General features: G+C 32.0%; 5 protein-coding genes. All 5 read right to left on the bottom strand.

Annotation, left to right across the window (positions count from 1 at the left end):
- Positions 1-289: 289 nt before the first annotated feature.
- On the bottom strand, positions 290-1,780 hold the full coding sequence (locus Q0945_RS15570; protein ID WP_299436440.1) for a TlpA disulfide reductase family protein: 1,491 nt from the start codon (positions 1,778-1,780) through the stop codon (positions 290-292).
- Between the two features lie 244 nt (positions 1,781-2,024).
- A complete protein-coding gene (locus Q0945_RS15565; RefSeq protein WP_299436436.1) occupies positions 2,025-2,516 on the bottom strand; it encodes an MlaD family protein in 492 nt (163 codons plus the stop codon).
- 147 nt (positions 2,517-2,663) lie between these two features.
- Positions 2,664-3,410, bottom strand: coding sequence for a DUF6794 domain-containing protein (locus tag Q0945_RS15560; RefSeq protein WP_299436433.1), 747 nt, complete (start codon positions 3,408-3,410; stop codon positions 2,664-2,666).
- A gap of 241 nt (positions 3,411-3,651) precedes the next feature.
- Positions 3,652-4,248 carry an isochorismatase family protein gene (locus Q0945_RS15555; RefSeq protein ID WP_299436430.1) on the bottom strand — a complete coding sequence of 199 codons (597 nt, stop codon included), beginning with the start codon at positions 4,246-4,248 and terminating at the stop codon, positions 3,652-3,654.
- A gap of 170 nt (positions 4,249-4,418) precedes the next feature.
- Entirely contained in the window at positions 4,419-5,075 is a 657-nt protein-coding gene (locus tag Q0945_RS15550) for a hypothetical protein (protein WP_299436427.1), read from the bottom strand.
- Positions 5,076-5,176 lie beyond the last annotated feature (101 nt).

The following is a 5,176-nucleotide window of genomic DNA, read 5'->3' as shown; positions in this document are numbered from 1 at the left end:
AGGGGATTTGTTTTCAATGAAGAAACTATATTTTTCAGGCTTCTAAATATTAAAAATTCCGCCAAAGATTGGAAATTTAGACAAGTAAGATTCTTTTTTAGAATATTAAATTCAGTCAGAATTTTTCAGGTCAGCCATTAAGGGTAACGTTGAGTATAAGAATGGTAGCCGACTGCGTGGCTACTTTACTGTCAAGTTGCAAGATAGTTGAAGCGGGCAACAACCCTTGAATTTACTGCTGTCTCGGCTATTATTTTTATACATTGTTATGCATTGGGCTTTGTTGGGTTTATAATAGTTGGTTAATTATTTTTTCAGTTTCAACGTGTGCTGGTCTAAAGCTACTACCAGTTCTAATTATCTGACCTTTTCTGTCAATAATTGAATATGTTGGGTATCCACTTATTTTAAGAACCTTCACAAAATATGCACTCTGTTTATCGTTCAAGAAATAATGCTTCCCTTTTAATTTTTTATCTGCTAAAATAGTCTTCCATTGTTTCTCTTTTGATTTTAGACATAAGTAGACAAAAGCAACATCTTTATCCTTGTACTCCTCCATCATTTTATTAGAATTAGGAAACTCTGATATACAAGCACCGCACCATGTCGCCCAGCAATCAATATATATCACTTTGTCCTTGTTGTCATTTAGAATGTTTTTCCAAATCTCTATGGCTGATTTGTCAGTTGTCCCATTTACTTCTATTTCCGAAGCTAATACTGGCTTTTCTATTATTTTTTTAGTCTCGTAATAATGATTGTTAATTGGCTCAATTAGAAAGTTTTTGGTAATAATAGTTTTTATCAAGTTCTCATTTTTTTCATAAAGAGCAACTTCATACTTTGTCAGTCTTGAATTTACAAACTCATTTAAGGTAATTTGCTTTATTAATCCATTATTTGGAGAAAGTTCAATTATCTGATGGAAGATTAATGAATCTGCATTTCTTTTTGAAATTGAATCAGCATGATTCCACGCAATTTCCCAAATGTAATCATTTAAAAAACGGTTAATGAACCAACGTGTATCAGAATAAATTAAGTCTTCAATTCCAAGGGGTTTAATGTTTGAGATAAAATCAAAATATTCCTCTTCAATTCTCCAATCACGTGAAAGTTTGTTATATCTTTTATGTCGGTCTGGGTAATCCAATAATTTCTCATAATAAGAACATTGAATATCAGAATTTATCCAATTTATTAGTTCTTTGTCTGGTTTATGACTAGTAATAAAATCATCCCTAAATGCTTCTCGTGCAATTCGAATACTATCTTGGAATTTTATGTAATTTGCTGCATTAAGTATTTTTTCCTTTTCGTGAATTATTTTACTACTTGGTCTGGTCTCAAAGTAGTTTTTTAAGTATTTGGCTAATTTTGAATTAAGTTCAGCCGCATCTCCTGAGTACTTTACTGTTTCAAATATTTTTGTCCGTTGTCTGGTATTCCCATTAAATTCAACATAAAGACTGTCACCAGGATGCACGATTACTCTAAAGTTTGTTTTGTAAGCAATCATTACATCTTGAGGATAATATCTGTCAAATTTGACGTGGAAATTTCCTAAGGAGTCAACTTTTGTAGGATAATTTAATTGTGTCGCTCTGCCATTGTCATTTATATAAATTGTCAAAATGTTCTTTCCAGAGTTTCTATCAAAATTGATAATCTTTCCTGCAATAATAATAATATCTTTCTTTTCATGAATTACTGTCGGGTTATTACATGAACTCAGTAGAGTTAAAATTGAAATAGTAAAAAATAAAATGGTTCTCATAAATATATAATTTTGTTTGTTTGCAGAATGTCTTTTTGCCTTATGCATAACGGTTTAGCTATGAACAGTACGGGAGCAAACTAGCGTTTGCTTTCCGCCACGCACATAGCACAATCTTTTGGTTTTGTTTTTTCTTTTTTTTGTCCAAAGCAAAATCCAAAAGATTTTGCGGACTACATAAAAATACGCAAACCCTGCGATTAAGCCCGAAGCCCGTATTGTTTATAGGTTTTGTTGTAATCAGTTATTTTTCCGCACGAGTTTTTAAGTCCTCGAGATTTTCATTCAGTCTGCGCAATTCATAAAGCAATGAGTCCGTCTGTTCCTTTCCACTTAATTTTTCAATTATTCCGTTGATTTTCTTAGTGAAAGGGTTTGAATTATTTTCCGAGTTTTCAATACTCATTTTTACAGTTGCTCCCGATTCAATATTACCATTTCCAGAACCTAATTCAATTTTAATCCCTTTTCCACCCAAGAGACTTGTACTCTTTGTTTTAAACTTTGAGTTGATGGGAATTTCAATGTCGTTAGTGATATTGCAAACCAAATTAACGGTTCCGTCTTTTACTAAGTTTAATTGAACAACCTCTCCGATTTCAAGTCCATTAACGTCCAGTTTTGATTCCGTTGTCAGTCCATCCGCGTTTTGTGTATTCACAATTATTGTCCGACCATTTTTTGAACAGGACATTAAAAAAACTAAGAAGATTAAAGTAATAAATAGCTTTTTCATAATTGATTACAACGTGTTTGTATATGATTTGTTGCGTGTTTCAAGCACCTAATTTAGTAAATAATTACGGACCAAGAAAGTCCGCGAGGACTTTCGTAAGTAGGCGAGAAGCCAGCAATAAATTATATACGGTGTTGCCCACAGTTATTATTCCGCTGTTTCCCATAAACTATATGAAGTCCATCGAGTTTCTCCTTTTTTCATAATCTCAATTTTGTCTTCTTCAATCTTTTTATATTCTCCATCTACTTTGTCCCAAACATCATATTCAAGAACAATAATTCCTTTTCTGTCGCAACTCTCTATTAGATTTATTTTTAGTTCAAATTTTTCTTTATTCAGCTCAATTACTTTTCCAGTAGCGAAACACTTATCGTTCATATATTTTTTTTCCTGACGTTTTGATACGAAATCATAGTCATACAGAAATTCAACAATGTTGCCAATCTTAAATTCACTAAATTCTTCTTTTTTTCGTTCATTTTCTTTTCGTTCAGATTCAGCCCAATAATCTTTATAGTATTTTATTTGATTATCTAATTCAATCTCAATTCCGTTTAGTTTTCTATGAAGTGAAGTCAATATGATACTAGACATATCATCAGGATGATTGATTCCTAAATCCCTGAAAAATTTCGACAGTTCAGATGTTCCAGCCCAAAGTTTCCAGTTGTTTCTTAATGACCTACCAGTTCCGAAATGTAGTTCAGAAGTTGCTTTTTGTTCTTCTTTAATTTTAAATTCGTTTAGACTTTCTTTTGACCACTTACATTCAAAAAAGGAAATTGCGTCATTCAAATCAGTTGGAATATATTTCTCAACGTATTTTTCGCAATTATTTTGACTTAATAATAAAGTCGGAAAAAGAAGTATTACAATAATTATTCTATTCATAGTTTGGTAGTTTATTCAAAACTACATTCCTTTTTTAATAGTAAAAATCTATAATGAGCGAACTGTTCATTTCAATTAGGGAACTGTTTTTTCTAATTGTGGGCAACGTCTCGGCTATGGTTAGTACGGGAATTAAAAGTAGTGAACTTTCGATTAAGCACTTAGCTAAAACTTTTTATTTTGTTTTATCTTTTCATTTTTAAAGCCAAATCAAAAGATTTGGCGGACTTTATAAATATGTCTAAACTTCGGATTCAGCACCAAAACCCGTATTAATTATAGCCATTGTTGTGGTGTCGTTTTTTATTTCGTTAAGAGTTTTTACTTTTATTTCTCCTTTTGTCGGAATCATATTTTGCCAAACCCAATTGTAATGTTCAATTACTTTTTCAGCTTTCAAATTAGGTCTTTCTCCAGTTGTGTGTCCGTCAGAAACAACGGTAATATTATAATCCTTTGTCAATGCTGACTGAACAGTAGATTCCACACAAAAATCGGTAGCACATCCTGTAATTAACAATTCGGTAGCATTTAGTTCTGTCAATTTTGATTGAAGTTTTGAATTATAGAACACGTCATTTGCATATTTGTCAATCAGAATATCAGTTGGTTCAACATTTAGAGAGTCCAATAATTCCCATTCCGATGTATTTTTCTCAAATTCTCCAGTTCCAGTTCCATCGTGCTGTATATAAATCACAGGTAATTCTGCTTTACGAAATAATTCAGAAAGTTCATTCATTCGCTTAACAACTCCTACTGTATCAAATCGAGGCGTTTTCGGTGTGAAAGAACCTTTTTGCATATCAATTATTAAAAGGACTTTTCTGCTTTTCATTTATTCACAATGTTTTTTTTAATGCACCACAACGGTCTTGTGTATGATTAGTGGCGTGTTTAAGCACCTAATTTAGCAAATAAAAACCGAATAGAAAATCCGATAGGATTTTCGTAAGTAGGCGAGAACTAGCCATTAATTATACACGTTGTTGTGCAACGTTTTTTATTTTAAAATTGACTAACTACTTTTAAAAGCATTGCAGTTGGTGCAATTATTAATCCAATATAAAATATATATTTTCCGTGCTTTCTATCATTTTCCGAATATGAATAAACCTTTTGTCCATTCGGTAAAGTCTTTTTCGATGTCCAAAGGAAATATCCAATTATTAGTCCTAAAAAACCACCCAAAATTGAAAAAACATAACCTCCGATAATCCAAGGTTTTTGATTCCCTTCGGGTTTTGCTAAATCTTTTAGTCGTTCGTTTTTTAGTGAGTTCAAAAGTTCCTTATCAACTGATTTACCTCTTTGTTTCAAAATTTTTTGGGCAAGAGTGTAATCAAACGCATTCCATTCGTCAGACTTTAATAATACTTCATAAAGTTCCTCGTCAGTAAACTCAAATAAATAGTAGTCTTTGTCAATTTGGTCAATTAATTCCTCCGCATTTTGTTCAAGAATTTCTTCAGCTTTTTTGAAGTCAGATTGTTTAATTCGGATTTCAACTTGATTATTTAAAGTGCTTCCAGAAAAAGTTACATCAACAGGCGGAACATTGTCCGCAAGAATTGATTCAATTCCGTTTTCGTTTAGCAAGTCTTTCAATTCAGTAGCTTGTTCTAAAGTTGGAAATTTTCTAAATATCGAGTAATTTTCTTTCATTTACGGGTTTTGTTCAAATGTTGCACAACGTCCCGGCTATGATTTCGGACTGGGAAAGTATAGGCTAACCAGTCAGCCAGAGATAAATTTTTAAAATTAAT

This window comes from uncultured Maribacter sp., assembly GCF_947500405.1.
In the GTDB taxonomy this organism is placed as follows: Bacteria; Bacteroidota; Bacteroidia; order Flavobacteriales; family Flavobacteriaceae; genus Maribacter_B.
The sequence above is the reverse complement of the archived record's forward strand: the minus strand, read 5'-3'. Positions and strand labels throughout refer to the sequence as shown.

Coding starts and splice junctions, on each gene's coding strand:
- Q0945_RS15555 (WP_299436430.1), bottom strand. CDS start 4,248: ATGAAAAGCAGAAAAGTCCTTTTAATAATTGATATGCAAAAAGGTTCT.
- Q0945_RS15565 (WP_299436436.1), bottom strand. CDS start 2,516: ATGAAAAAGCTATTTATTACTTTAATCTTCTTAGTTTTTTTAATGTCC.
- Q0945_RS15560 (WP_299436433.1), bottom strand. CDS start 3,410: ATGAATAGAATAATTATTGTAATACTTCTTTTTCCGACTTTATTATTA.
- Q0945_RS15570 (WP_299436440.1), bottom strand. CDS start 1,780: ATGAGAACCATTTTATTTTTTACTATTTCAATTTTAACTCTACTGAGT.
- Q0945_RS15550 (WP_299436427.1), bottom strand. CDS start 5,075: ATGAAAGAAAATTACTCGATATTTAGAAAATTTCCAACTTTAGAACAA.